Raw genomic sequence first — 21,936 nt, forward strand, 5'->3', positions numbered from 1 at the left:
GGTACGCAGGGTCATGGATGTGGTTTCCTTCCAGGGCATGAAGTGGCACCTCGACCGCGTCAGAAATCAGCAGCGAGGTGTAACCCATGTCCTGGCACATCTGTTACCTGTGTCTCCGGTCCATACAGGCCACGCAAGAGAAAAGTAACTCGAGCGCCGTAGGCGATCGAAAGCTCTGGCTTTTGCTCGTGCTTTTGATCTGCTTGCGCCGAAGCGCAACCAAAAAGCATCGCGACTGAAGTCGCTCCTACAAACAGCAAAAGCATCGCGCACGACCGAAGGAAGTCCCTTGTGGACGGGTGCGCTCCTACAGAGTTCACGCGATCCGAAGGCCGCATACAACAAGCCGGCGCGATGAATCTCACCTGAGCCCACTCGCCTGCCACCACGTAATTTTTTCACGCCGCACGCTATTCGTTGACCTGGGCAGGCCGCGGCACATTCGCCGGCGGCCGGCAACAGGAGATGGCGATGACGCGCAGCCGGAAAATCGTGGCCTGGATCGTGGGCGTGCTGCTGGCGCTGATCGTGGTGCTGGTCATCGTGATCGCGCTGTTCGACTGGAACCGGCTGAAGCCGTTCATCAACGACAAGGTGAGCCAGGCGATCGGGCGACCGTTCGCCATCAATGGCGACCTCACCGTGGACTGGAAGCGTGAGCGCGATGGCGGCGGGATCGCCGCGTGGGTGCCGTGGCCGGAATTCACTGCGCGCGACATCACCATCGCCAACCCCGAATGGGCCGAGCAGCCGCGGTTCGCCACATTGCAGGCGTTGCGCTTCCGGTTGTCACCGCTGCCGCTGCTGGCGCATCGCATCGACGTGCCGTGGCTGCAACTCGTGCAACCGACCGTGGACCTGCAGCGCGACAAGCAGTCACGTGCCACGTGGGACTTCACCCTCCCGAAAAGCAGTGCGCCATCGGCGTGGCAGTTGAACCTGGGCACGATCGGGTTCGACCGCGGCAACGTGACACTGGATGACGCAGTCAGCAGCATCAAGCTGAAGGTGGCGATCGAGCCGTTGCAGGACGCGATCCCGTACGACCAGATCGTGGCCCAGCAATCCACCGAAGCGCGCGAACAAGCCAGCAAGACGGTTGGTGCCGCCGCGAAGAAAACCCTGGCGATCAGCGCAGACAAGGACGACGCCGACCACAAGATCGGCAAGCCGCGCGCTTCCACCGCTTATCTGTTTGGCTGGACGGCCACCGGGACTTACCAGGGCAATCCGGCCAAGGGCCACGGCAAGACTGGCGGCGTGCTGGCGCTGCAAGACGCCAGCGAGCCGTTTCCGCTGCAGGCCGACGCGCATATCGGCGATAGCCATATCGCGCTGGTCGGCACGCTGACCGACCCGATGCATCTGGGCGCGCTCGACGTGCGGCTGTGGTTCTCCGGCACCAGCATGGCCAAGCTCTATCCGCTGACCGGCATCACCCTGCCCGACACGCCGCCCTACGCCACCGAGGGCCATTTGAAAGCCACGTTGAAGAAGGGCAACAGCCGCTATAGCTACGAGGATTTCCGCGGCCGCGTGGGCGGCAGCGACCTGGCGGGCAATCTATTGTTCGTCACCGGCGGCGAACGGCCCAAGCTCAGCGGCGACCTGCATTCGAAATTGCTGCAGTTTTCCGATCTGGCGCCGTTGGTCGGCGCCGACTCGAACGCATCCAAGCAGCGGCGTGGCGACGCCACCGCGCAACCGGCGGGCAAGCTGCTGCCGGTGGAACCGTTCCGCACGGATCGCTGGCGCGCGATGGACGCGGACGTGAAGTTCAGCGCCGATCGCATCGTGCACGGCGAAAGCCTGCCGATCGATTCGCTGAGCACGCACCTGCAGTTGAACGATGGCCTGCTCCGGCTCAACCCGCTGCGCTTCGGCCTGGCTGGCGGCAGCGTCGGCAGCACCTTGATGCTGGATGGCAGCCAGTCGCCGATGCAGGGCGCGATCGATCTCAACGCACGCCACCTGAAACTGAAACAACTATTCCCCACCTTCGAACCGATGCGCACCAGCTTCGGCGAAATCAATGGCGACGCCGCGCTGAAGGCGCATGGCAACTCGGTGGCTGCGCTGCTGGGCAGCGCCGACGGCGAGCTGAAGCTGCTGATGAATGACGGCGCGATCAGCAAGACCTTGCTGGAAACGGCCGGCCTCAACGTTGGCAACGTCATCATCGCGAAACTTTTCGGCGACAAGACGGTGGAGATCAACTGCGCCGCCGCCGACATGGCGGCGAAGGACGGCTTGTTCGACATGCGGTTGTTCGTGTTCGACACCAGCGACGCGGTGATCAACGTGGACGGCACGGTGGACTTCGCCACCGAGCAACTCGATCTGGACGTCAAACCCCACACCAAGGGTTTCCGCATCCTGTCGCTGCGCTCGCCGCTCTACGTCAAGGGCACGCTGAAGAATCCGAACGTGGGCGTGCACGCGGGACCGTTGCTGGCACGCGGTGCCGGCGCGGTGGCGCTGGGCGTGGTGGCCGCACCGGCCGCCGCGCTGCTGGCGTTGATTGCGCCCAGCCATGACGAGGAAGGCGAGAACACCTGCCGCGCGGTGCTGGAACAGCTTCGGCAATCGGGCAAGATGCCGTCGACCAAGGGCACAAAATAGCGGCCAGCCCGGTGGGAGCGACTTCAGTCGCGATGCGCTTTCTTTGGAGTCCCAGGGCAGAAGCATCGCGACTGAAGTCGCTCCCACAAAAGGCCGCCAACCCCCCAGACCAGGCGCTAGAATGCCGCCACCTCTCCCTGTGAAATCCCCATGCAAGCCGTCAGCCGGGCCCGCCTGCAGATCCACTTCTGCGTAGTGCTGTGGGGATTTACCGCCATCCTGGGCAAGCTGATCACGCTGCCCGCGCTGCCGCTGGTGTGGTGGCGCATGGTGCTGGTGGCGGCGGCGCTGCTGGCGATGCCGCGCGTCTGGCGCGGCTTGCGCGCGATGCCGGCGCGATTGCGCTGGGCCTACGCCGGGATCGGCGTGCTGGTGGCGCTGCACTGGCTCACGTTCTACGCCGCGATCAAGCTGTCCAACGCCTCGGTCGGCGCCACCTGCATTGCGCTGGGGCCGGTGTTTCTGGCGTTCATCGAGCCGTGGCTGGCACGCCGCCGGTTCGACCCGCGCGAACTGCTGATCGGCGTGGCGGTGGTGCCGGGCGTGGCGCTGGTGGTCGGTGGCGTGCCGCACGAGATGCGCATTGGCCTGGCGGTCGGTGTGCTGTCGGCGCTGTTCGTGGCCTTGTTCGGCTCGCTCAACAAACGGCTGGTGGATCATGGCGACCCGCTCACGGTGACCTGCATCGAGCTGGGTACCGGCGCGGTGTTTCTGACCGCGCTGGCGCCGCTGCTGCCGCACACCGGGCCGGCGTTCGTGCTGCCAGGCCTGCATGATTCGCTGTTGCTGCTGGCGCTGTCGTTCGGCTGCACCTTGTTGCCGTTTGCACTGGCGCTGGTGGCGTTACGGCACATGAGCGCGTTCGGCACGCAGATGGTGACGAACCTGGAACCTGTCTACGCGATCGTGCTGGCGATCGTGCTGCTGGGCGAGCAGCGCGAGCTGGATCACGGATTTTATGCGGGCGTGGTGGTGATTCTGGCCGCGGTGTTCGTGCATCCGTTGCTGCACCGGCGCCAACGCGCCACCAAGCAACCGGAGCTGCTGGCCACAGCCGAGCATCACGGCATGGTGGATTGAGCCGCCGGACCGTACCGGCGCATCAACCAGACATGAACTCCGACACGCGATCCCGGCCACGGTGCTTGGCCTGGTACAGCGCGGTATCCGCGCGGCGGATCACGTCTTCGACGGACGCCGCTTCGTCGCCGATCCACACCATGCCGATGCTCAGTGTCACCGTGAAGTGTTGCGCGCCCCAGCGATGCGGCTGGGCGCTCACCGCCGACTGGATGGTGGCCATGCGCTCGATCGCCGCTTTCCGGCTGATGTTCGGCAACACCACCAGCAACTCTTCGCCGCCATAACGGCCCACGCGGTCGCCATCGCGCAATTGCGACTGCAGGCGCTGGGCGATCGTCAGCAAGGCGGCATCGCCAGCCTGGTGGCCGAACGTATCGTTGATGCGCTTGAAGTGATCGACGTCGACAAGACCCACCGCCAGCCCGGCGGCATGCCGCCCTGGCGACTCCAGCCGGGCGGCGAGGCGTTCCAGAATGGCGCGGCGATTGTGCAGCCCGGTGAGGCTGTCGTGGGTGGCCTGCTGGTAGAGCTCGGCACGCGTGCGTTCGAGCTCGCGCTTCTCCTCGGTGAGCTCGGCCGTGCGCCCGCTCACCAGCGCTTCGAGCTGACGGTTCTGGCGCAGCAGGCGGCGCGAATACCAGCGCCAGATGATGGCCAGCAACAGCGCCAGCAACAGCACTTCGACCAGGTACACCCACCACATTTCCCACCACGGTCGTGGAATGTGGAAATCGACATAGGTCGACGCCGAGGTCGTGCGATGGTCGTCGTCCAGCGCCTGGATTTCCAGCCGGTAGTTGCCGGAGGACAAACCGGTGAAATTGATGACATACGAATGCGTGTCGACCCAGTCCGACCCGCTGAGCCGGTAACGGAAACGCGGATTGCCGTTGGCGGACCCACCCAGCACGGCATAGCGCACGGTCAGCGGCGCGGCGTGGCCATCCATGTTCACCTCACCGCCCGCTTCCACCGGCGCGTCGCCTTGCGTCACCGAGGTGATGGCGACCGTGTGCGGGCTGCGCGCGACCATCTCCTGCGAATGCAGGATGTGGCTCACGCCGACGGGCGAACCGATCCACACCGAGCCGTCGGTGTCCTCGAAGAATGCGTTCTGGTCGGCCTCGTCCCACAGCAGGCCCTCGTCGCGTGACAGGTGGGTCCAGTAGCGGCCGTCGAAAATATCCACGCCACCGCCACCGCCCACCCAGATCCATCCGCGCTGGTCGCGCCGGATGAAATACGCCAGCGTGTTGTCCAGCCAGGCGTCCACGATCGGGGCAATATCCAGTTGGTCGCCGTGCACCGACGCACGCCAGACACCCGGCTCGTTGGCGCCCAGCCACAGGCTGCCATCGGCATCCACCGCCACTGCGCTGAACCCGGCCACCGGGCCCTTGCCGCGGGTTTGCATGCGGCTCCATTGCCCGCCGGCATAGCGCAGCACGCCGGTATTGCAGGCAAACCACAGCGTGCCGTCGTCGCCCTCGGCAATGTCGGAGCATTGGCGATCGGTGGTCTGCGCCGCCGCAACGCGCTGAACGGCGGCGTCTTCGCCATCGAGGTAGTAGATGCCGTTGACGGTGGCGATCCACAGACGCTGTTGCCGATCGACGCGCAACGTCTTGATGAAAGCGGGCAGCCGCGCCACCAGCCGGGTGCCACCGCTGGCCGGGTCGAAACGCAGCAGCCGGTGATCGTACAAACCGATCCAGATGCCGCCGTCGGCCGCCTTGGCCAGCGACAGCGCCTGTCGCGGCAATGGATCGATGCGCACCGGCCAGGGTTGGAGCCGGGTTTTTCCGTGCTCCAGCACGCTGCCGCCCAGTTCGTTGCCGAACCACATGTGGGTGGCGTCGGCACGCAGGATCGACCAGTTCGGCAGACCCTGCATGCCCTGCGTTTCTCCCCAGCCCTCGACCGTGCCGTAACCGGCCCAGCGCGCGATGCCGCGCCCGTAGGTGCCCAGCCAGAAACTTCCCTGCGTGTCGAACATCAACGCGTTGATGTTGATGTCGGGCAGGCCGTTGCGGCTGTCGATCAGCGTCCAGCCCGCGTCGCTCCAGCGCGCGATCCCATGATTGACGGTGGTGAGTACGCGGCCCTGGCGGTCTTCGACGAAACGGCCATCGTCCTTGACCACGCCGGTCGCGCTCTCGGGCAGGTCACGCGCAGTGAAACGCGTCGCCCCGGCCAGCCGCACGCTGACATGCCGCGTGCCGCGCAGCCACAGGTTGCCCGCCCGATCCAGCAGCATGCCCATCCAGCCATCCGCGGGCACACCCTGCCGCGGCCCGTGCAACACGACTTGCCCATGGCCGGAAGCATCGAGGCTGCACACCGCCGTGCCACAGCCCAGCCACAACCGGCCCTGCGCCAGATAGGCGGTGGTGATGCGACGCAACGCCGGCAGTGCGGCGAGCTGCGCCGCGTCGAACATCGGCTGCAATCGCCAGGGCTGTCCTTGGCCATCCTTCCCTCGGCCATCGCCCGAAAGCGCCATCAGCTCGTCATTGCGCACCAGCAGCACGCGCCCGTCATCCAACATGACCAGCGGGCGCCCAACATCGACCACCAGCGGCTGGCCGTTCGGCTCGACCTTGGTGAAATGCATGCCATCACCCCGTCGCAGCCCCGACTGGGTGGCCACCCACAGCAGCCCGTCGCGCGGGTCCTGCGCCATGGTGGTGACGTACTCACCCTTGTCGAATCCCTGCGCAACACCCATCCGCTCGAAATTGCCGCCGTTGAACCGGTAGAGGCCCATTTCGGTACCCGCCCACACGAAGCCGCGCCGATCCTGCAGCAGCGCGGTGATGGTCAGGCTTTCCAGCCCGGCCTTGCGGTCGTAGTTCTGCAGTGAATACTGCTGCGCACGCAGCGGCGCGCCTGCCAGCAAAAGCAGCGCGACCATCGCCAGCAGCAGACGGCGCCCGGACAACCTCATCAACCATCCCTTCACTTCAGCCAAAGGCAGACGTGCCGTGTAAGCAGGTAACGTGCCATGCGCCGGAAACACGCGTCTTCACGCATGTGAAGTCACGGAGAGGATTGGTCCGCGCCCCTATACTGGGCCACTCCCCGCCTGCCGTGACCACCCATGAATTACCGCCACGCCTATCACGCCGGCAACTTCGCCGATGTCCTGAAGCACACCGTGCTGCACGCGCTGATCGAGTCGTTGCAGGCCAAACCTGCCCCGTTTTGCTACATCGATACCCATGCCGGCAGTGGCAACTACCCGCTGGAGGGTTTCGAAGCGCGCAAGACCGGCGAACACAAGGACGGCATCACGCGGCTGCATCCGGCCGAGAAAGTCCCCGCACTGCTGCAACGCTGGCGCGCCGGTGTCCTGTCGGGCGAAGGCAACGAGGACGGGCTGAAGTTCTACCCCGGCTCCCCCCTGCAGGTGGCCCGCCTGCTGCGCCCGAACGACAGCGCGCAACTGTGCGAACTCCATGCGGAGGAAGCGACCAAACTGCGCCACCTGCTGCACCGCGACCCGCGCATGCACGTGCACCAGCGCGATGGCTATGAGGCGCTGAAAGCCCTGCTGCCACCGAAGGAAAAGCGCGGCCTGGTGCTGATCGATCCGCCGTACGAGGCGCAGGAAGCCGAATACAAGGTGATTGAGCAGGCGCTGAAGACCGCGCTGCAGCGCTGGCCCACCGGTATCTATGCCGTGTGGTACCCGATCAAGCTGCGCAGCCAGGTGCAACCGTTCCTGCGTGGCCTGCAGCGCATCGGCGCCCGTCGCGTGCTGCGGGTGGAATTGCTGGTGCACCCTGACGATTCCCCGCTGCGCCTCAACGGCTCGGGCATGGCCATCCTCAACGCGCCGTGGAACCTGGACGACGTGCTGCGCGAACCGCTGCGTGCCCTGGGTGAGCTGCTGGCGCAGGACAAACCGGCCACGACGCGACTGGACTGGATCCTGCAGGAAGGCGCCGAGCCGCCGGCACCCAGCCCGCTGCCCGCATCGCGCCTGTCCACCCGCGAGCGCCCGTCGCGCCCACGCTGAGCCGCCGCCACACATTTCCGCCACATGTTGCGCCATACCGTTGTCCGTGAAAACCACGCCGTCACGCCACAGGAGTTAGACCATGCGTATCGCCGCCCGCTCCTTGTTGTTTTCCGCCCCGCTGCTGGCGCTCGCGCTGGCCGCCTGCGCCCCGGCGCCGATCTACAAGAACACCGCCAACACCCTCGCCGCCACGCCGGCCCAGGTCGCGCAGTCGCCCGAGCGCTACACCGGCAACAGCCTGGTCTGGGGTGGCCGCGTGGTCGCCGTCAGCAACCTAGCCGATCACAGCGAGATCGAACTGCTGGCCTACCCGCTGGATTCATCCCAGCGACCCAAGGCCAACGACACCGGCAACGGTCGCTTCATCGCGGTGATGCCCGGCTATGTCGAGCCGCTCAGTTACCCGCCGGGCGCCCTGATGACGCTGAGCGGCACGCTCAACGGCAGCCGCAGCGGCAAGGTGGGCGAAGCCAGCTACGTGTTCCCGCTGGTCACCGTGAACGAGTCGCACGTGTGGACCGCGGAGGAAATGTGCAAGGGCCACAGCAACGTGCATTTCGGCGTGGGGCTGGGCGTGGGAATACGCTGACGAAGACCATCGGGACAACGTTCCCCCGGTCCGTTGTCCACGACTGACGTATTGATTGAGCGCCGTCGGGCGACGCTAGAATTGCCGCCCTCGCTTCCACTCCCACGCATGGATACGCATGTCCGGTCACGCCAACTCACGCAAAGCAATCTTCCTGGCGCTGGGCGCCAACTTCGCCATCTTCGTGGCCAAGTTGTTCGCCGCCATCGTTACCGGCTCGGGCGCGATGATGGCCGAAGCCGTGCACTCGCTGGCCGATTGCGGCAACCAGGGACTGTTGCTGCTGGGTATCCGCCAGGCCAAGCGGCCGCCATCGGATGAGTTTCCGCTGGGTTGGGGGCGCGCGCTGTACTTCTGGTCGTTCCTGGTCGCCATCCTGCTTTTCAGCGTGGGCGGCATGTTCTCGGTCTACGAGGGCGTGCACAAGCTGAGCCATCCCGAACCGTTGAAATGGCCGTGGCTGGCGTTGGGCGTGCTGGGCTTCGGCATCATCGCCGAAGGCCTCTCGATGCGCGGCTGCCTGCAGGAGGTGAACAAGGCCCGCGGCGAGCAGGACCTGTGGACGTGGTTTCGCCAGACCCGTTCCAGCGAGTTGCTGGTGATCTTCGGCGAGGATCTGGCCGCGCTGGTCGGCCTGTGCCTGGCCGCGCTCGCCGTCGGCGCCACCATGCTCACCGGCAACCTGATGTTCGACGCGGCCGGCACCATCGCCATCGGCGTGTTGCTGATCGTGGTGGCCGTACTGGTGGCCATCGAGGTCAAGGCGCTGCTGATCGGCCAGGGCATGGAACCCGGTCGTCGCGAGGAACTGCTCGACTTCCTGCGCCAGCGCCCGGAAGTGGCCGAGGTGCTGAACCTGATCACCCTGCAGATGGGCCCGGACGTGATGGTGGCGATCAAGGCGCGGATGCAGCGGACATCCGGCGATCAGGCCCTGATCGCGTCGATCAACACCGTGGAAGCGGCGATGAAAGCCCGCTTTACCGACGTGAAGTGGAGCTTCTTCGAGCCCGACAACGCGGATTGACCGGCGTGACCTGACGCCGCAGGGCCGGTCGCAGGCGGCACGTTACAATGGCGGCCTCCGACGCCAGCAAGCGACCCATGCGCAACCCTTTGCAAGAACAACTTCTCAAAGCCGGGCTGGTGAAGAAGAACCAAGTGGCCCAGGCGGTGCGCGAGCAGGCGAAAAAGCACAAGGGCAAGCAGCCGTCAGCGCCGAGCACCGAACAGTTGGAAGCGCAGCGCTTGCAGGCGGAAAAGGCCGCGCGCGACCGCGCCATCGCCGCCGAGCGCAATGCGCAGTTGCGCGCTGCCGAGGCGCGGGCACAGGTGCAGCAGATCGTGGACGCGCACAAGGTGAAGCGCGAAGGCGAGATCGCCTACCGCTTTACCGATGGCGACCGCATCCGCGACGTGCTGGTGAACGAGGCGCTGCGCGCGCAACTGGCCGCCGGCACGCTGGTGATCGTGCGCCACGGCCAGGGTTACGAATTGCTGCCGCGCGTGGCGGCCGACAAGGTGTACGAGCGCGATGCCACGGTGATCGTGCTCGATCACGGCCAGCCCACGCCGGGCGGCACGCCCGACGCGGACGATGCGTTCTACAGCAAGTTCGAGGTGCCCGACGACCTCATCTGGTAACGCGCCGGCGCTGCTCAAACCTTTCCGTACTGCAGCAAATCGGCAGCATATCTGGCTCGTCACGCCTTGTAGTGACATTGCAATTTCATGCTGCATTGCACACAATACGCGAAAGTACGGACGTTCCCCATGAGCCTTGCCATCACGTATTCCGCGCCGCTGCGTTTCGCCCCGCTGCCACCGCGCAGCAGCGAGCGTTTCGCCCGCCGCCCCGCCAACGACGAACCACGTGGCGAACACGTCGCCACCCGCGACGGCCGCGAACTGGTACTGCGCCCGATCGAACCGGGCGATGTGGCCGCCCTGCAACGCTGCTTCTCGCGGCTGTCGCCGGAGGACATCCGGCGCCGTTTCCTGCACGCCATGTCGGAGCTTCCCGCGCTGATGGCGCAGCGCCTGTGCCAGGTCGATCCGGCGCTGGAAACCGCCTTCGTGCTGATGGACGAATCCACTACGCCGGCGGAGATGCGCGGCGTCGGCCGCATCTACGTCGACCAGTCGGCCAACAACGCCGAGTTCTCGGTACTGGTGGAGCACGACTGGACTCGCCTGGGCCTGGGCGCGCTGCTGATGCAGCGTCTGGTGGACGATTGCCGCCGCCGCAACCTGGCCGAGATCTGGGGCTACGTGCTGCTGGAAAACCGCCCCATGCTGGAACTGTGCAAGGAGCTCGGCTTCGTACGTCGACTGCTGCCCAGCGAACCGGGTACCGCACAGATCTCCCTGGCCTTGGGCAAACCCGCCAAGCCGCGCTGACCCGCGCTTCTCCGATTCCCCATTCCCGATTCCCTGCTCTCAGGGCATCGCCCCCCGGCTCATCGGCGTGGGCGGCGTCGCCACGTTCACCAGTGGCGCCAGCCGCACCAGCCGCAGCGCGATCAGCAACCCGGCCAGCACCAGCACACCCACGAACAAAGCCACGCCGTTCCATCCGTGCGAGGCGTAGAACAGCCCGCCGCTGGCGCCCGCCACGCTCGAACCCATGTAGTAGCAGAACAGGTACACGGACGACGCCTGCGCCTTGGCCGCCCCGGCACGCCGCCCCACCCAGCTGCTGACGATGGAGTGGCCGCCGAAAAACCCGAACGTCACCGCCACGATGCCCAGCATGATCAGCGGCAACGGCCGGCACATCGTCAAAGCTACCCCGGCCAGCATCAGGGCGAACGCCGTCCACAGCACCTTGCGCCGCCCCAGCTTGCCGGCCAGGTGGCCCATCCACGCCGAGCTGAACGTGCCAACCAGATAGATGCCGAAGATCAGCCCAACCACCGCCTGGCTGAGGTTGTACGGCGCCGCCAGCAAGCGATAGCCCAGGTAGTTGTAGACGGTGACGAAGGCACCCAGCAGCAGGAAACCCTCGACGAACAACCACGGCAGGCCACGATCATGGAACATGCCGGCAAAGCGGCCGATCACCAGCCGCCAGCGCAACGGCTGCGCCACGAAATGCCGCGAGGGCGGCAGCGCGCGCCAGAAGATCGCGCCGGCCAGCACGCCGATCACCCCAACCACCATGACACCGGCGCGCCATCCGAAAAAGTCGGCCAGCACGCCGGTGATCAACCGCCCGCCCATGCCGCCGACTGCACTGCCGCTGATGTACAGCCCCATGCCCAGGCCGATCGATTCGACGTGCATTTCCTCGCCCAGGTACGTCATCGCCACCGCCGGCAATCCGCTCAGGGTCAAACCGAGCAAGGTGCGCACCACCAGCAGCGCCGTCCAGTTCGGCATCACCGCCGTCACCAGCACCAGCAGCGCCGACGACAACAGCGACGCCACCATCACCGACTTGCGCCCCCACGCGTCCGACAACGCCCCGGCGAACAACATCGCCACCGCCAGCACGCCGGTGGTCAGCGACAGCGACAGCGCGCTGCCCGCCGCGCTCACGCCATAGTCGCGACTGAATTCCGGCATCAGCGGTTGTACGCAATAAAGCAACCCGAACGTGGCGAACCCGGCCGCGAAAAGCGCCAGGTTGGTCTGGCGGAAGGCGGGCGTACCGTGGTGGATGAAGGGTGCGTGCGCCGCGTCATGTGGGGCTGACGCAGCGACGGAAACAGGCGTCGTGGGGGATTCCATCCGACCCATGATACGACCGCCTGGATGGCCGCGGCCTAACCGCATGTCCCTGTGGGAGCGGCTTCAGCCGCGATGCTCTTCGATACATCCGATAAGAGCATCGCGACTGAAGTCGCTCCTACATCATGTTACGGGAGTCGTGCCACGGTGCGCCGGTAGCGCGCGGCGATGCGCTCCTCATCGCGATGGCGAAAACCGCGCACTTGCCAGCAACCACCCACCATCACATCGCGCACCAATGGCGTGTTGCCGGCAAAGATGAAGCTGTCGAGCAACGCGCGCGCATCGCGTCCCGCCAGCAGCGGCGACGTTTCATCCAGCACGATCAGGTCGGCCCGCGCGCCGTCACGCAGTTCGCCGGTCGGCAGGCCCGACGCCTGCGCACCGCCGCGCAACGCGGCACGCCACAGGGTTTCGGCCACGCTGTCGCCCGGCTGCCGGGCGGCGACATTGCGGTGCCGCGTGACGAGACGCTGGCCATATTCCAGCCAGCGCAACTCCTCCACCGGCGAGATCGAAATATGCGAATCCGAACCGATGCCCAGCGTGCCGCCGGCATCCTGGAACGCGGCCAGCGGGAACAAGCCGTCGCCCAGGTTGGCCTCGGTGGTGGGACACAGGCCGGCCACCGCGCCGCTGCGGGCCAGCTGTGTGGTCTCCGCCGCCGTGAGGTGGGTGGCGTGCACCAGGCACCAGCGCGCATCGACGTCCGCATGGTCGAACAGCCATTCCACCGGCCGCGCGCCGCGCAGGGCCAGGCAATCCTGCACTTCGCCAATCTGTTCGGCGATGTGGATGTGGATCGGCGCTTCCTTGGCGTCGTCGCTGGCCAGCACCTCACGCATGGCGTGTTCCGGCACCGCGCGCAACGAGTGCAGGGCGATGCCGACGCGCAGGTCGTCACTCTGATGCCGGCGCAGCGTTTCCAGCAACCGCAGATAGCTCTCCACGGTGTGGCCGAAGCGGCGTTGGCGCGCGGCCAGCGCACGGCCGTCGAAACCACCGCTGATGTAAAGCACTGGCAGCAAGGTCAGCGCGATGCCTGCTTCACGGGCGGCTTCGATCAGCGCCAGCGACATGATCTCGGGCTGCGCGTAGGGCGTGCCGTCGGGCTGGTGGTGGAGGTAGTGGAACTCGCAGACCTGGGTGTAGCCGGCCTTGAGCATCTCGACGTAGAGCTGGGCGGCGATGGCCTGCAAGGCGTCCGGGCCGATCGCCGCGGCGCAGGTGTACATCGTTTCGCGCCAGCTCCAGAAGCTGTCGTCGGCGCGGCCACGCCGCTCGGCCAAGCCTGCCATTGCGCGCTGGAAGGCATGCGAGTGCAGGTTGGGCATGCCGGGCAACACCCAGTCACCCAGAGCTTCGCCAGTCGCGTCCGCGGCGCGCGCCACGCGCCCGCCGTCGACGCCGAAGGTGGCCGCCTGCTGCCAGCCGTCGGCCCGCCACAAATGGCCGGCCCGATAGGAACCATGGTGATCAGTCATCGGTGGACTCCACAGGCATCGCCGGCAGTGTAGCGGCGTCGACCGGTCTTCACCCGCACGTGGAACGCGCTGTGCATAATCGCCGTATGGCCAAGAAACCCAATGAAAACACGCCAAAACTGACGCTGCGCCAAGCCGTGCTGGCCGACGTGCCGCAACTGGCCGACCTCACCGCCCGTGTCTATTCGGACGAATGGGGTCATTCGCGCGAGATGCTGCGGTCCCAGCAGACGCACTTTCCCGAGGGCCAGTTCGTGGTCGAGTACGAGGGCAAGGTGGTGGGTTACTGCGCCACCTTCCGCATCGACGAGGCCACCGCGCTGGCACCGCATACGTGGATGCAGATCACCGGCGGTGGCATGGCCTCGCGGCACAAGCCCGATGGCGATTGGCTGTACGGCATGGAAGTGGTGGTGCACCCGGATTACCGCGGCATGCGCATCGGCCAGCGGCTGTACCACGCACGCAAGCGGTTGTGCACCGACCTGAAACTGCGCGGCATCGTGTTCGGCGGGCGCATTCCCGGGCTGGCCAAATACATCACTCGTTATGGCAGCGCCGACGCCTATGTGCAGGCGGTGCTGGATGGGCAGCGGCGCGACCCCACGCTCAGTTTCCAGCTGTCCAACGGTTTCGAGATGATCGGGCTGTTGCGTGCCTACGTGCCGTCCGACCATGAATCGCTGGGCTTCGCCGTGCACCTGGTGTGGCGCAATCCGCGCTTGCTGAACCAGCCGGACGTACCTTCGATCCCCTCCACCCAGCACCTGCCCGATTCCGTGCGGGTGGCGTCGGTGCAATACCTGCAGCGGCGCATTGCCTCGTTCGAGGAATTCGCCACCCAGGTCGAGTATTTCACCGACATCGCCGCCGACTACAACGCCGACTTCGTCACCTTCCCCGAGCTGATCACGCTGCAGTTGCTGTCGATCGAGAACACCGAGTTGTCGCCGGTGGAGTCGATCCGCAAGCTGAGCCATTACACGCCGCAGGTGAAGGAGCTGTTCAGCCGTCTGGCCGTCCATTACAACATCAACATCATCGCCGGCACGCACCCCACCGAGCAGGCCAACGGCGACATCCACAACGTCTGCTACATCTGCCTGCGCGATGGCTCGATCCACGAGCGTGAGAAGCTGCACCCCACGCCCAGCGAGCGCAATGTGTGGAACATCAGCGGCGGCGAGAGCGCGGCCACGGTGCTTACAGACTGCGGGCCGATCGGGGTGATGATCTGCTACGACAGCGAGTTTCCCGAAGTGGCGCGGCACCTGGTGGACCAGGGCGCGCTGATCCTGTTCGTGCCGTTCTGCACCGACGTGCGCGAAGGCTACCTGCGGGTGCGGTACTGCGCGCAGGCGCGGGCGATCGAGAACCAGTGCTACGTGGTGATGTCGGGCAACGTGGGCAACCTGCCCGGCGTCAACAATTTCGATATCCAGTACGGCCAGAGCTGTATCCTCACGCCCAGCGATTTCGGCTTCGCCCGCGATGGCGTGGCGGCCGATTCAACGCCGAACATCGAAACCGTGCTGTTTGCCGACCTGCGCCTGGAAGGCCTGGCCCGCGCGCGCAACGCGGGCGCGGTGACCAACCTCAAGGACCGCCGCTTCGATCTGTACGAGACCCGCTGGCGCACGCTTCCCGGCGCCACCTGATCGTACACACGCGCCTCCACCTCGCCGGCCACGCCAGCCTGCGATAATCACGCGATGGATGATTCTCCCGAACCCGTGGCCACCTCGTCGAATCCACGCCTGCAGGCGCTGCTTGGCCACGAGTTCTTCGCACCACACCAGTGGAAACGGCGACTGGTGCTGTGGGTGGGTGCGGTGCTGGTGGCGCTGGCGGCGATCCTGTTCGCCAAGGCGAGCGTGTGGTCGTACCACCTGTTCCTGCACATCCTCGCGTTCGGCGTGTGGATTCCGCTGATCCTCACTCCGCTGGTGTTCGGGCTGCTGGCGTGGGTGACCGAAGGGCGGTTGCGCGCGACCCGCGGCAGCGGCATTCCGCAGGTCATCGGCACACTGCACATCGAGGACGAGGGCTTCCGCGCGCGCATGCTGTCGCTGCCAATCGCGGTGGGCAAGATGTTGCTGACGCTGATCTCGCTGGCGGTTGGCGCCTCGATCGGGCGCGAGGGGCCAACCGTGCATGTGGGCGCAGCGCTGTTCTATTCGATCGGTCGCCGCTTCGGCTTCACCGATCCCAAGGCGGCCTCGCGCTTCATCCTGGCCGGTGGCGCGGCAGGCATCGCGGCAGCTTTCAATACACCGCTGGCCGGCGTGGTGTTCGCGATCGAGGAACTGGCCGGCACCTTCGAGCATCGCTTCAGTGGCTTGCTGCTGACCGCCGTGATCATCGGCGGCGTGGTATCGCTGGGCATCATGGGCAATTACTCGTATTTCGGCGAAGTCGAGGCCAGCCTGCCGCTGGGGCGCGCCTGGCTGGCGGTGCTGCTTACCGGCGCCATCTGCGGCCTGCTTGGCGGCCTGTTCGCGCGCCTGATCCTGCTCAGCCGTCACGGTCCGCTGGCCCGGATCGGACGCCTGCGCGCGCGCTGGCCCGTGCCGTTTGCGGTGGGCTGCGGACTGGCGCTGGCGCTGCTGGGGCTGTGTTCGCACAACGCCATCTATGGCACCGGTTACGACCAGGCCCGCGCCATCGTGCAGGACGCCGTCAACACGCCGGGGCAATCCTTCGGTATCGCCAAATTGCTGGCCAACGTGGTGTCGTACTGGGCCGGCATCCCGGGCGGCATCTTCTCGCCGGCGCTGGCGGTCGGCGCCGGCCTGGGCCAGAACATCACCCAGTTCCTGCCGGACGTGCCCGCCGCCGCAGTGGTGTTGCTGGGCATGAGCGCGTACCTGGCTGGCGTCACCGGGTCGCCGCTGACCTCGGCGGTGATCGCCATGGAACTCTGCGACAACCAGGACATGGTGATACCGATCATGGCCGCCTGCCTGCTGGCACGCGCGGCCGCATCGCTGTTCTGCCCTACTCCGGTCTATCGCGATTTCGCCGAGCGCATGGTACAGGATTACGAACAACGCCACGCCACGCGCCACCCGGCCGCCGAAAGCGATGACGACGCCGATGACGCCGGCAGCGAATCCACGCCGGTTGGGCGCACCAGCGCCTTCGAGGAGCCGGCCGCACCCGGCGAAAGCGCGGCTCGCCGCCAACCATCGGACACGCAATAGAAGAAAACCACAGGACGTGGTTTTCTTCACAAGCCTTGAGTCAGCCACGGAGTCCGCACCACCATGAGCGAATCACGCTGGGATCGGTTGCTGTTGAACGCCACGCTGGCCACGTTTGCCGGCGATGCGCCATACGGATTGATCGAGCACGGCGCCATCGCGATGCACCATGGCCGCATCGCCTGGTTGGGTCGCATGGATGCGTTGCCCGACGCGCCCGGTGCCCTGGCGGTGACCGTGGAATCGCTGGACGGTGCATTGGTGACGCCGGGCCTGGTCGACTGCCACACCCATCTGGTGTTCGGCGGCGATCGCGCCCATGAATTCGACTTGCGCCTCAATGGCGCCAGCTACGAGGACATCGCCCGCGCCGGCGGCGGCATCGTCGCCAGCGTCAACGCCACCCGCGCCGCCAGCGAGGAGCAACTGTTCGCCCAATCGCTGCCGCGGGCCCAGGCGCTGCTCGCCGATGGCGTCACCACGCTGGAGATCAAGTCCGGTTATGGGCTGGATCTGGACAGCGAACGCCGCATGCTGCGCGTGGCCCGGCGCATCGGCCGCGAACTGGGCATCAGCGTGCGCACCAGTTTTCTGGGCCTGCATGCGTTGCCGCCGGAATACCGCGACCGGCGCGATGGCTACGTCAGCTTGGTCTGCGACACCATGCTGCCCGCGCTGGCCGCCGAAGGGTTGGTCGATGCGGTGGATGCGTTCTGCGAAAGCATCGGTTTCAGCCGCGAGGAAACCCGCCGCCTGTTCGAGCGCGCGAAGCAACTGGGCCTGCCGGTGAAGCTGCACGCCGAGCAGTTGTCCGACCTGGACGGCGCGGCGCTGGTGGCCGAATACGGCGGACTTTCCGCCGACCATCTGGAACACCTCGGCGAAGCCGGCATCCGGGCGATGGCTGCCGCCGGCACGGTGGCCGTGTTGCTGCCGGGCGCGTTCTACGCGTTGCGCGAAACGAAGCGCCCGCCGATCGACCTGCTGCGCCAGCACGGCGTGCCGATGGCGATCGCCACCGACTGCAACCCCGGCACCTCACCGCTGCTGTCGCTGCGGCTGGCTGCGGGCATGGCCTGTACCTTGTTCCGGCTGACACCGGAGGAAGCGCTGCGCGGTGTCACTGTCAACGCCGCGCGGGCGCTGGGCCTGCACGATCGCGGCACGCTGGCGCCGAGGCAACGGGCCGACCTGGTGATATGGAACGTGAAGCAGCCGGCGGCGCTGTGCTACTGGATCGGCGGCGCGCTGGTGCGGACCGTCCTTGTGGCCGGTGAATCAGTGGCGTGACAGCCGGCTCATGCGCGCGGCCAGCGCCTTGAAAAACGCCGCCGGCAACTCCGCGCGCACCGGCACGCGCCACCAGTGCGGCTGGGCGAACGCACGGCATTTGACCGCATCCTTGTCGGTCATCAACACCGGCAGGCCATCGGCAAAATCCAGCTCCGCCGCCGCAAAGACGTGGTGATCGGCGAACGCGTGCGGGATCACCTCGATACCCGCCGCCCGCAGGCTGTCGAAGAAGCGCTCCGGGTGACCGATCGCCGCCACCGCATGCACCCGCTGGCCGCCGAAGTCGCGCAGCGGTTGCTTGCGCGCATCGGTCAACGACATCGCCACCTGGCCGCGCAACCGCATCGGATATTCATCCGCCGCTGGCGTGCCACCGTTGCATACCCGAAAATTCAATCGCTCCCAGCGCTGCATCGGTTCGCGCAGCGGGCCGGCGGGCAACAGGCGCTCGTTGCCGAAGCGGCGGGTGCCGTCCACCACGCCGATCTCCACGTCGCGCGCCAGGGCGTAGTGCTGCAGGCCGTCGTCGGCAACCAGCACATTGCAGCCGGCGTCGAGCAGCAACTGCGCGGCGGCAGGACGATCGCGCCCCACCGCCACCGGCACGCCGCTCACGTGGATCAGGCAGGGCTCGTCACCCACCTGCGCCGGATCGGGTTTGTCGCCCAGCAACATCGGCTCGCGCTGGCTGCCGCCATAGCCGCGGCTTACCACGCCCGGCCGATAGCCCTGCGTGCGCAGCGCCTCGACCACCGCGATCGTCAGCGGCGTCTTGCCGGTACCGCCCACGCTGATGTTGCCGATCACGATCACGGGCGCATCCAGTTGCACGCGCCGCAGCCAGCCCAGGTGGTAGAGCGCCCGGCGCAGATGGATGACCGTGCTGTAAAGCGCCGCCAACGGCCGCGTCCACCAAGGGGCGCGGGCATCGCCGTACCAAGCCGCTTCGAGCGTGTCGACCAGCGCCATGGCGAACCCTCAGTCGCTGCCTTGGGCGATGGTCTGCTCGCTGAACTGCATCCGGTGCAGTGCGGCGTAGTGGCCACCCAGTGCGATCAATTCGGGGTGCGTGCCGCGCTCCACGATGCAGCCCTGATCCATCACCGCGATCTGGTCGGCATCCTCCACCGTGGACAGGCGGTGGGCGATCACCAGCGTGGTGCGGTCGCGCATCAGCCGTTGCAGCGCCTGCTGGATCAGCCGCTCCGATTCGGTATCCAGCGCGCTGGTCGCTTCGTCCAGCACCAGGATCGGCGCGTTCTTCAGGATCGCCCGCGCAATCGCGATGCGCTGGCGCTGGCCGCCGGAGAGCATGTTGCCGCTCTGGCCGATGCGGGTATGGATGCCTTCGGGCATGCGCGCGATGAATTCCATCGCATTGGCCGCCTCGGCCGCGGCGATGATTTCCGCCTCGCTGGCGCCAGCCAGTTCGCCGTACGCGATGTTGTTGGCCACGGTGTCGTCAAACAGCACCACCGATTGGCCGACCCAGGCAATCTGCCGGCGCAGCGAGGCCAGCGTGTAATCGCGGTAGTCCTCGCCATCGAGCACGATGCGTCCGGCGCTGGGTTCGTAGAAGCGCGGCAGCATGCCCACCAGGCTGCTTTTGCCGCTGCCCGAGCGGCCCACCAGTGCCGTCACGCTACCCGGTGCGCAGTGGAGATCCACGCCGCGCAGCGCCTCGAAACCGTTGCGCGGGTAGACCAGCCGCACTGCCTCGAAACGCAGGTCACCGCGGGTGCGCGACAGCTCGCGAACACCCTGGTCCACTTCCGGCGGCAGGTCGATCACCTGGAAGATGTCGTCGGCCGCGGACAGCCCGCGCTGGATGTTCGCCTGCACGCTGGTGAGGCGCTTCAGCGAAGGCAGCATCGTGCCCATCGCGGTGAGCACGGAGAAAAACACACCCGGCGACATCACGTTGAGCACCTGCGGTCGCGTGCCCAGGTAGACCAGCGCCGCCAGCGCCATCGCGGCCACCAGTTGCACGGTGGAACTGGACGCCGCATTGGTGGCGGCGATCTTCAGATTGAGCCGGCGGGTGTGGCGGGTGATCTCGTCGAAGCGCTGCGCCTCGTGCTGCTGGCCGCCATAGATCCGCACCTCGCGATGCGCGCCCACCGACTCTTCCACCGTGCCCGTGACCGAGCCCATGGTGCCCTGGATGCGGCGGCTGATCTGGCGATAACGGCGGCTCACCACGGTGGCCACCAGAGCGATCGCCGGCACCATCACCAGCAGCGAAAGCGTGAGATAGGGGCTGTAATAAAGCATCACGCCCAGCATCGCGATCACGGTGAAACCGTCGGTGATGGCAATCTTCGCGGCGCTGCTGGAAGCGGCGGCCACCTGCTCGCTCGTATAGGTGACGCGCGAAACCTGCTCGCCGGAGGGCTCGCTGCCGAAATAAGGCGCGGGCAGCCGCAGATAGGCGTCGAAGACATCGTGCTGCATCGCCTGCACCACATGCCGGCCGATATAGGAGACGCCGTAATCGCTGACGAACGTGCCGAACGAACGCACCAGGAAGATCCCGATGATCCAGATCGGCATCCAGAAGATCAGGTACGGGTCCTTGCGGGTGAACAACGTGTCGATCATCGGCTGCAGCAGGCCGGTGAACAGCGCCAGCCCGCCACCGTCGACCAGCATGCCGACCACCGCCACCAGCGCGACCGGCCAGTACCGTCGCGTGTAACCGAGCAGCCGGCGATAGACGCCCCAGCTGTCGGCCACCGGTGCCATGGCCGGGCGGTGCTTCACTCCGTGGCGCCCGTCGCCGTGGGCGTGGTGGCGATCGACAGCCGGCTGAAGCCGAGCTGGCCCAGCGCATCCATCGCCGTCACCACATCCTGGTGCGGCGTGTTGGCGTCGGCGCGAATCGTCACCGGCCGATCGCGGTCACTGCCCGCATGGCTGGTGATGGCCTGCTTGAGCGGGTCGATGCCCTCGCCCATGACCTCGTCGCTGCCGACATAGAAGCGGCCTTCGCGATCGATCATCACGGTCAGCGTGGGCGCGTTCATGTCGCGATCGGACGTGCTGGCGTTGGGCAGGGTCACCTGCAGCCGCGAGTGCTGGATGAAGGTGCTGGTGAGCACGAAGAACATCAGCAGGGTGAGCAGCACGTCGATCAACGGGATCACGTTGATCTCGAAATCGTCCTGCCGACGGTCGTTGCCGATACGCATCGTGGTGACCTCAGCCCGCGCCCGTGGCCGAGGGAGCCGGTGCGCGGCGTGGCCGCGGCGTGGCGGCGGGCGTGGTCAGGGTCAGGTCGTCCAGCAGCGCGGTGGCCTGCTTTTCCATATCCACGCAATAACCGGCCACGCGCGAGCGGAAATAGCGATGCAGCACGTACGCGGGAATCGCCACGGTAAGGCCCGACGCGGTACAGATCAGCGCCTCGCCGATGCCACCGGCCATTTTTGCCGGGTCGCCAATACCGCCGCCCATCACCTCCATGAACATGCGGATCAGGCCGACCACGGTGCCGAACAGGCCCAGCAACGGGCCGATCAGCGCGATCGTGCCCAGCGTGTTGAGGTAGCGCTCCATCCGGTGCACCACATGGCGGCCGGTGTCCTCGATGCGCTCCTTGATCAGCTCGCGCGGACGGTTGCGCACCGCCAGCGCCGCGGCCAGCAGTTCGCCCAGCGGCGAGCCGTTGGCCAGCGTCTGCAGATGGTTGGGATCCAGTTGTCCCGCGCGCGCCCACTGGCGTACCTCCTCACCCAACCCGGGCGGCAGCACGGCCTTGCGGCGCAGCGTCAGGCAACGCTCCAGCACGATCGCCAGCGCCACCGCGGAACAGATCAGGATGGGCACCATCGCCCAGCCACCAGCCATCAGGATTTCCAGCACGTTGCGCCCCCATCGGACGACCTGTCGAGAGCGCGCATGATA

The 21,936-nt window shown here is 66.7% G+C and carries 17 protein-coding genes; 10 read left to right on the top strand and 7 right to left on the bottom strand.

From position 1 onward, the window contains the following. Window positions 1-471 precede the first annotated feature (471 nt). Together ACFPK0_RS09755 and ACFPK0_RS09760 are read left to right on the top strand one after the other, a co-directional pair. Window positions 472-2,622 (top strand): AsmA family protein, encoded by a 2,151-nt coding sequence (locus tag ACFPK0_RS09755; RefSeq protein WP_377340376.1) that lies wholly within the window; start codon window positions 472-474, stop codon window positions 2,620-2,622. Between the two features lie 150 nt (window positions 2,623-2,772). Continuing rightward, the gene (locus ACFPK0_RS09760) at window positions 2,773-3,702 is read left to right on the top strand and encodes a DMT family transporter (RefSeq protein WP_377340379.1); all 930 of its coding nucleotides are present in this window, start codon (window positions 2,773-2,775) and stop codon (window positions 3,700-3,702) included. Between the two features lie 22 nt (window positions 3,703-3,724). Here ACFPK0_RS09760 and ACFPK0_RS09765 read toward each other — a convergent pair whose 3' ends face one another. Next, window positions 3,725-6,652, bottom strand: a complete 2,928-nt coding sequence (locus ACFPK0_RS09765; RefSeq protein ID WP_377340381.1) for a ligand-binding sensor domain-containing diguanylate cyclase — start codon at window positions 6,650-6,652, stop codon at window positions 3,725-3,727. A 153-nt stretch (window positions 6,653-6,805) separates the two neighbouring features. On the opposite strand from ACFPK0_RS09765, the gene ACFPK0_RS09770 reads away from it, so the two are divergent. The 5 genes from ACFPK0_RS09770 to ACFPK0_RS09790 all read left to right on the top strand — a co-directional run bounded on the left by ACFPK0_RS09770 (window position 6,806) and on the right by ACFPK0_RS09790 (window position 10,718). After that, window positions 6,806-7,726, top strand: coding sequence for a 23S rRNA (adenine(2030)-N(6))-methyltransferase RlmJ (locus tag ACFPK0_RS09770; protein ID WP_377340383.1), 921 nt, complete (start codon window positions 6,806-6,808; stop codon window positions 7,724-7,726). 82 nt (window positions 7,727-7,808) lie between these two features. Then, entirely contained in the window at window positions 7,809-8,318 is a 510-nt protein-coding gene (locus ACFPK0_RS09775; protein ID WP_377340385.1) for a Slp family lipoprotein, read from the top strand. Between the two features lie 118 nt (window positions 8,319-8,436). Beyond that, the gene (locus tag ACFPK0_RS09780; protein WP_377340387.1) at window positions 8,437-9,345 is read left to right on the top strand and encodes a cation diffusion facilitator family transporter; all 909 of its coding nucleotides are present in this window, start codon (window positions 8,437-8,439) and stop codon (window positions 9,343-9,345) included. Between the two features lie 77 nt (window positions 9,346-9,422). Then, window positions 9,423-9,962: a DUF2058 domain-containing protein gene (locus tag ACFPK0_RS09785; RefSeq protein ID WP_377340390.1), complete on the top strand. Its 540-nt coding sequence runs from the start codon at window positions 9,423-9,425 to the stop codon at window positions 9,960-9,962. A 129-nt stretch (window positions 9,963-10,091) separates the two neighbouring features. Next, window positions 10,092-10,718, top strand: a complete 627-nt coding sequence (locus tag ACFPK0_RS09790; RefSeq protein WP_377340392.1) for a GNAT family N-acetyltransferase — start codon at window positions 10,092-10,094, stop codon at window positions 10,716-10,718. 39 nt (window positions 10,719-10,757) lie between these two features. On the opposite strand, the gene ACFPK0_RS09795 is transcribed toward ACFPK0_RS09790, so the two are convergent. Continuing rightward, on the bottom strand, window positions 10,758-12,050 hold the full coding sequence (locus ACFPK0_RS09795) for an MFS transporter (RefSeq protein ID WP_377340395.1): 1,293 nt from the start codon (window positions 12,048-12,050) through the stop codon (window positions 10,758-10,760). Window positions 12,051-12,178: 128 nt separating this feature from the next. Further along, complete coding sequence (locus ACFPK0_RS09800) at window positions 12,179-13,534, bottom strand: formimidoylglutamate deiminase (RefSeq protein ID WP_377340399.1); 1,356 nt, start codon at window positions 13,532-13,534, stop codon at window positions 12,179-12,181. An 86-nt stretch (window positions 13,535-13,620) separates the two neighbouring features. Between ACFPK0_RS09800 and ACFPK0_RS09805 the strand changes: the two genes are divergently transcribed. From ACFPK0_RS09805 to hutI, 3 genes are all read left to right on the top strand, one after another. Next, complete coding sequence (locus ACFPK0_RS09805) at window positions 13,621-15,192, top strand: bifunctional GNAT family N-acetyltransferase/carbon-nitrogen hydrolase family protein (RefSeq protein ID WP_056078150.1); 1,572 nt, start codon at window positions 13,621-13,623, stop codon at window positions 15,190-15,192. Window positions 15,193-15,246: 54 nt separating this feature from the next. Further along, window positions 15,247-16,737 carry a chloride channel protein gene (locus tag ACFPK0_RS09810; protein WP_377340407.1) on the top strand — a complete coding sequence of 497 codons (1,491 nt, stop codon included), beginning with the start codon at window positions 15,247-15,249 and terminating at the stop codon, window positions 16,735-16,737. 63 nt (window positions 16,738-16,800) lie between these two features. Then, window positions 16,801-18,027 carry an imidazolonepropionase gene (hutI, locus tag ACFPK0_RS09815; RefSeq protein WP_377340409.1) on the top strand — a complete coding sequence of 409 codons (1,227 nt, stop codon included), beginning with the start codon at window positions 16,801-16,803 and terminating at the stop codon, window positions 18,025-18,027. Here hutI and lpxK read toward each other — a convergent pair. Genes lpxK through ACFPK0_RS09835 form a run of 4 tightly spaced genes read right to left on the bottom strand, consistent with a single transcriptional unit; the run spans window position 18,016 to window position 21,879 of the window. Then, on the bottom strand, window positions 18,016-18,999 hold the full coding sequence (gene lpxK / locus ACFPK0_RS09820) for a tetraacyldisaccharide 4'-kinase (RefSeq protein ID WP_377340411.1): 984 nt from the start codon (window positions 18,997-18,999) through the stop codon (window positions 18,016-18,018). The two genes, hutI and lpxK, sit on opposite strands and share 12 nt — an antisense overlap. A gap of 9 nt (window positions 19,000-19,008) precedes the next feature. Then, window positions 19,009-20,775 carry a lipid A export permease/ATP-binding protein MsbA gene (gene msbA, locus ACFPK0_RS09825; RefSeq protein WP_056605021.1) on the bottom strand — a complete coding sequence of 589 codons (1,767 nt, stop codon included), beginning with the start codon at window positions 20,773-20,775 and terminating at the stop codon, window positions 19,009-19,011. Between the two features lie 14 nt (window positions 20,776-20,789). Further along, window positions 20,790-21,221 carry an ExbD/TolR family protein gene (locus ACFPK0_RS09830; RefSeq protein WP_056078140.1) on the bottom strand — a complete coding sequence of 144 codons (432 nt, stop codon included), beginning with the start codon at window positions 21,219-21,221 and terminating at the stop codon, window positions 20,790-20,792. 10 nt (window positions 21,222-21,231) lie between these two features. After that, window positions 21,232-21,879, bottom strand: a complete 648-nt coding sequence (locus tag ACFPK0_RS09835) for a MotA/TolQ/ExbB proton channel family protein (protein WP_056080776.1) — start codon at window positions 21,877-21,879, stop codon at window positions 21,232-21,234. Between the last annotated feature and the right edge of the window lie 57 nt (window positions 21,880-21,936).

The sequence above is a fragment of the Rhodanobacter ginsenosidimutans genome (assembly GCF_042655685.1).
In the GTDB taxonomy this organism is placed as follows: domain Bacteria; phylum Pseudomonadota; class Gammaproteobacteria; order Xanthomonadales; family Rhodanobacteraceae; genus Rhodanobacter; species Rhodanobacter ginsenosidimutans.